The organism is Psychrobacter sp. NPDC077938 (genome assembly GCF_044542635.1).
Classification (GTDB): Bacteria; Pseudomonadota; Gammaproteobacteria; order Pseudomonadales; family Moraxellaceae; genus Psychrobacter.
This window is the reverse complement of the sequence record NZ_JBITUW010000011.1, coordinates 1-5,068: the sequence shown is the minus strand read 5'-3', so window position 1 is coordinate 5,068 and position 5,068 is coordinate 1. Positions and strand designations below refer to the sequence as shown.

The 5,068-nt window shown below is 38.4% G+C and carries 4 protein-coding genes; 1 reads left to right on the top strand and 3 read right to left on the bottom strand.

Features of this window, described 5'->3' with window-relative positions; translation table 11 throughout:
• Positions 1 to 358 (bottom strand): RepB family plasmid replication initiator protein (locus ACIGBM_RS13425; RefSeq protein ID WP_397478079.1); only part of this gene is annotated, 358 nt, incomplete at its 3' end.
• 346 nt (positions 359 to 704) lie between these two features.
• The gene (locus ACIGBM_RS13420; protein ID WP_397478078.1) at positions 705 to 2,354 is read right to left on the bottom strand and encodes a MobA/MobL family protein; all 1,650 of its coding nucleotides are present in this window, start codon (positions 2,352 to 2,354) and stop codon (positions 705 to 707) included.
• Between the two features lie 485 nt (positions 2,355 to 2,839).
• Here ACIGBM_RS13420 and ACIGBM_RS13415 point away from each other — a divergent pair, with 485 nt between their 5' ends.
• Positions 2,840 to 3,340: a hypothetical protein gene (locus tag ACIGBM_RS13415; protein WP_397478077.1), complete on the top strand. Its 501-nt coding sequence runs from the start codon at positions 2,840 to 2,842 to the stop codon at positions 3,338 to 3,340.
• Between the two features lie 1,031 nt (positions 3,341 to 4,371).
• Here ACIGBM_RS13415 and ACIGBM_RS13410 read toward each other — a convergent pair.
• Positions 4,372 to 5,068 (bottom strand): RepB family plasmid replication initiator protein (locus ACIGBM_RS13410; RefSeq protein WP_397478076.1); only part of this gene is annotated, 697 nt, incomplete at its 5' end.

Sequence of the window (5,068 nt, the reverse complement as noted above, 5' to 3'; positions counted from 1 at the left end):
TTAATATTATTTCAATTGCACCGTCGCCCCTGATGTATTCAACTTGACTTACCCAACGTGTTTTTACCTGATTATCTCTTTTGTTCACGAAAGAAAAACGACGTTCAAAAAGCGTTGATTCTGCTGCTAAAAGAACATCATAAGCAGTATCTATTTCTACGTTGAAACACTCTGCATAACGTTTCGCGGAGATAACTAGAGGGCTATCTGACGTTAGTCCAGTCTGCGTTTCCCTACTGTCAATAATTGCGATTTGTATTAATCTAATTTCAACCAATGACAAGTTTTGTATAGCTGTATTCAAACGATTGGACTTAACCACTAAGTCACTCATATTTTTTCCCTTATCAGATTTCATAATTAAGTCTCTTTAGTGGTTTTTATTAGATCGATAAGAGCAAACTACACAAGCTCATTAATCAAGTCAAATATTTTTTTGTCGTCATCATACCCGATAGATGTCGTCATCATACCCGATAGATGTCGTCATCATACCCGATAGATGTCGTCATCATACCCGATAGATGTCGTCATCACTCACTTGTATCCATTGATATAAAAGGGCTACAGCTCTCTTAAAAGCTTTTAAAAGCATTAAAAGCATTAAAAGCCTTTTTTGTTATTAATAAATGATTAAAAAACAGAATACAGATAATGAGAAACCAAGAATTACACTTGTTATTGATGAATAGACCGAAGCGAAATTAAAATTTTGGTCTAGGTATATTATTACCCATTACAAGCTTATTATTAGGCTCATCTAAGCCTCTAGACTGTTCACCATAGCCAACATCACTATTTATACTTAAAACGCTCTGACAGCTATCTGAGAGCTTTCTAGCATTATATTTTTCTCTTTCCAACTTAGGATCACGTACTAGATCAAAAACTTCGATGTTATCTTGAAAGAAATCATCATTATTAACTAGATTCCACTGTCTTTCCTCGGCAGCCTCGTAAGGTTCACTCCTACTTTTATCCAGTTGGTACTTGTTAGCGAAAGCATTTAGTATTTCTAGCTGCCGTGGATCAAACTTATGCGCGTGTTCCAGATCATCTGCACTCTCACCCCAAGACAAACGTATCTGATTTTCCTCTTTACGGCGTTTTAGAATTTTACGGATTAAGTTTATCTTAGTGTTTTCAGCGTACTGAGCGTGTTTAGCAAGCTCTGATTCTCGTTGTTTAATTCCTTGACTAGAGATTCCTGCAAGTCTTCGAACTGCTGCAATTGTGTCGTCTGCTGCTCTATCAAAAGCTTCTGATCCTTGATCACAGCTAATAACTGCTGATTCTCTTGCAGCACGGCTTCTTCGGATTGCGTCAGCGAAGGGGTCTGTCGCTCCAGCTCTGCTTGCAATGATTCTATCAATTTCAATTGTTCGCTGTTCGTGACTGTTAATTCTTTGTTTACTGTCACTAATTCTTTGTTCTGAGATATCAGCTTGGCAATCTGCTGCATACTTAGATTGCTTTCTGTTGCCGTTATAGTTTGACTCATTCTTTTCTCCTAGGTATGAGTTCTTACCGATTTTGCCCCTATGATGTCCTGGCTTGAAGTCGATGCCTAATTCTTCATAGGATTTATGAGTCACAAGAGCTAAATTATGACGCGCCAAACTCTTATTTTGTATATTCGCCCACGACTCGCGGACACCTTTCAACCACTCGCTATTGCTACATAAGCCACGCCCTTGTTGAATCGGTTTGCCTGTTACGGGATCAGGTTCTCCCACTAAATTCTGTGGTACTACCGGTCGAACACGTTCGTCATTAGATGCGTCACTATCGCATTTTTTGCCTAATGACAGCTTTCCGTTTCTAAGCTCAACCTGACGGCTTAACAGAACGATATGAGCGTGAATATTGCGTTCATCCTTTCTGGTAAGATCACCACCCGTTTCATATATATCATCGCCTTGCTTGGGGTCATGCACAAAAACCATGGTGATAACACCTTGCTCCTCGGCTTGCTGCTTAGCAAATTCTTGAAAATCTTTTATATTTTCTTCTAGGCTCAGCTCATGTGAACCCGCAAGCACATATTCGTTCGCGAGCTTCGCGCCCATCTTCATTTTGCCGCGCAAAGTGGTTTCGCCCTTTTCGACCAGATTGGCAATCTCGGGTAAAGTGAGCGTTATTCCTTCACCGTTCATCTGTGCCGCTAATTCATCAGGCAATATGATTTCCGTAAGCGCTACATCCGATTTTTTGCTGTAATCGTAAGTAGTCGCTTCGGGATTTAATGGATTGGGATCTGTCAGTTCCAGCCCTGCTCGGTACGCAATAGCAGCGACTAAATTGTGCCCTTTCACACGACTAATTGATTTCCTTTCTAGTCTGTAGATAGCCATCTCTGCACCTTTTTAGCCTTTGGTTTTTTGGGGTTTGGGGTTTCCCCAACGCGGTTAGATAAATGACAGAATAGCACGAAGTAAGCTAGTCATGTCATTTCTCGAAACTGCGCTCTTACAGAGGGTCTGTATTCTGTGGATTTTGACTCAAAAAACGCATAAAAAGGCTCAAATTTGAGCCAAAATGTACGATTTTAGAGCCAAATTGAACCTTTTTAGAGGGGAATTGAGTGGTTTTAGAGCCAAAAAAGACGATATACGCAGTCTTGGTCACTTTTTTAATTCTAAAATGGTCGATGTGAATCGTGAGACTCTAAATTGGCGTTTAACTTTGATGATAATGGGTAGCCACCCCTGTTACATCCTTCTTTATGCACTCTCTAAAAGTACACTTTAGGCTAAATAACGATAAAAAATCATATCTGCACTCAGCTCGATATAATGCTAATCGAATAACTTAACCTGACCATACAGAAGAGGGCGTTTTGAAAGAATACATTATAGATATATTGGCTATAGCAGCTAGTATCAGCACAATAATAGCTGCTATAGCTGCCCTTATCACATTACGTCACTTGACCAACGATAAGAACGAAAAACTAGAATATGAAGTTAAAAAAATATTCTATGATGGCAAATTCTGGACGAATGAAGGCTTTGTCGGTGGAAGTAGTGAGGTTTCCTTCGACTTACGTATCGATGATGATATCCACATTCATAATTTCTCAGGAGAGATTAGTGATAAGGAATCTAATGACACTGTATATTTCCATTTTGAGAAATCAAACAAAAAAGTCATTACTCTTGATGTTTACAAGATGTCAGAAAGCCAAATGTATGTCGAAGGAAAGGAGATGACACAAGGTCTGGGAAAAATAGAAGTTGAATACAACTCACCTGATGTGTTCATTATCACCTTCATTGGTGACTGCCTGCCTCATTTACCAAGAGAGACGGCAATATTTTCTTGGTCTGGTGCAGCTTAAAATCCACATTCCAATACTTAAAAAGCCACCGACAAGATAGGCGATGGCTTTTTCGATCAGAAACATCAGTGATATTTGTCGTTAATTCTAACGGTCTGTATTTGGAATTACGTTGTGATATACATGAGTCTCATTCTTTGTATAAGTGAAAGACGGAGACTCTATATGAATACAGTTAGGAACTACTAGAAACAACGAGAATACTAAAGAACGAGCTACTCTCCTTTTCCAAAAACTATAAACACGCAGTAACTTGGTTTTAGGTATCCTGATTGATATTTCAATAATATCTTCAGAGGTTGTAGCCTGTAATAACAAGGCTTGAGGGGGTGGATTGATACTATTATTCAATGATTTTCTCCATGAAAACACTATAGCAAAGCTATAATTTTTTCAAAAAAGTGATCGATAATTACAACCCTTTGATGTATCATCCACTTGTTGACACCCTTGTCAGTTAGAGCTGAACTAGGGTTAAAAACAAGCAAAAAAAGGGTCACCATGGTGTTCCCAGACCAAAATGTTCGGCATATACCTGTCAAAAAAGCTGGGTTCTATGCTGTATTTTTTTGTCTGATTTTTTGCACTCCAACATATAGATGAGCGCATTAGTTACCAAGTCGCCAAACTTTTCATGTAACTAATGTGCTTACTCTATACATATCTTCTTGCTATCACTTCAATATATCTACTCAAGGTCTTCAAAAAAGACACACCTTCTCATGTGATGGTTAAAATCACTGAGTACGACATATAGCGTGTTTGTTAATTGGTAGGCACAATATAGCGAGAAATTTTTGAAAATTCTATATTGTTTTTAGAATAAAACTATGTTGCTACAAGGTTGTAGGCAGTCCAAATTTTGGCAAAGGACGATGGGATAAGGGTTAGACGCAAATGCGGTCAATAATAAATTTTTTGTAAAAATAGTGTGCGTTCACTATTCCACAAGCCAATAACGACAAGGGCTTCCGAAAAAAACACGTTATTATTACTGGCTAATATCTGCGATAATTACTTAAGTGGATATATTAATAATCCAAATATTCTTTGATAGGTCGCTTTTTAAACTTCGAAGCGTCTTTTTTAAGGCGATTAATCATCTCAAACTCCCAAGCTTTAGTATCTTGACCTGCTGGACTGGTAGAACTAACTAGATGGTTATAATCTGCTATAAATTGTTTATTACGAGTAATTCGCCCCAGCTGCTTATCGCTTAATCCTTCGACTGTGAACATATCTACTGTATTGCATTCCCTTGCTTGCGAAGTGTTTTTTGAGCTTTCTTTTTCCGAAACTTTGAACTTAAACCCTATAATTTTGCTCTTTTTCTTTTCCTGAACGTAGCTTATCTGCAAATCCGTCTTCTCATTAATCTCCTTAACAGCTGAATCAAGAACTCGACGCTTAAAGTCGCTCATACGTTGATAATCATTGACCCCCAAGCCCAACTGACCTCTAAAGGTTTCAATATCGAAGAGATGAGTCTTGGTAGCTTGACGCCATTGTGTGACTAGTTCATACAGACGCACTGAATACACGCTGTTGAGCACAGCTGTTTGTCCTAGCATATATTTAGTAAAGAAATTTTCTATACCGTTGATACGGGTTATTTCTTTAACAACTGCGGGTGTTAATATTATTTCAATTGCACCGTCGCCCCTGATGTATTCAACTTGACTTACCCAACGTGTTTTTACCTGATTATCTCTTTTGTTCACGAAAGAA

What these genes read in the sequence shown, in the direction of transcription:
- ACIGBM_RS13420 (WP_397478078.1), bottom strand. Translation starts at nt 2,354, where the DNA reads ATGGCTATCTACAGACTAGAAAGGAAATCAATTAGTCGTGTGAAAGGG.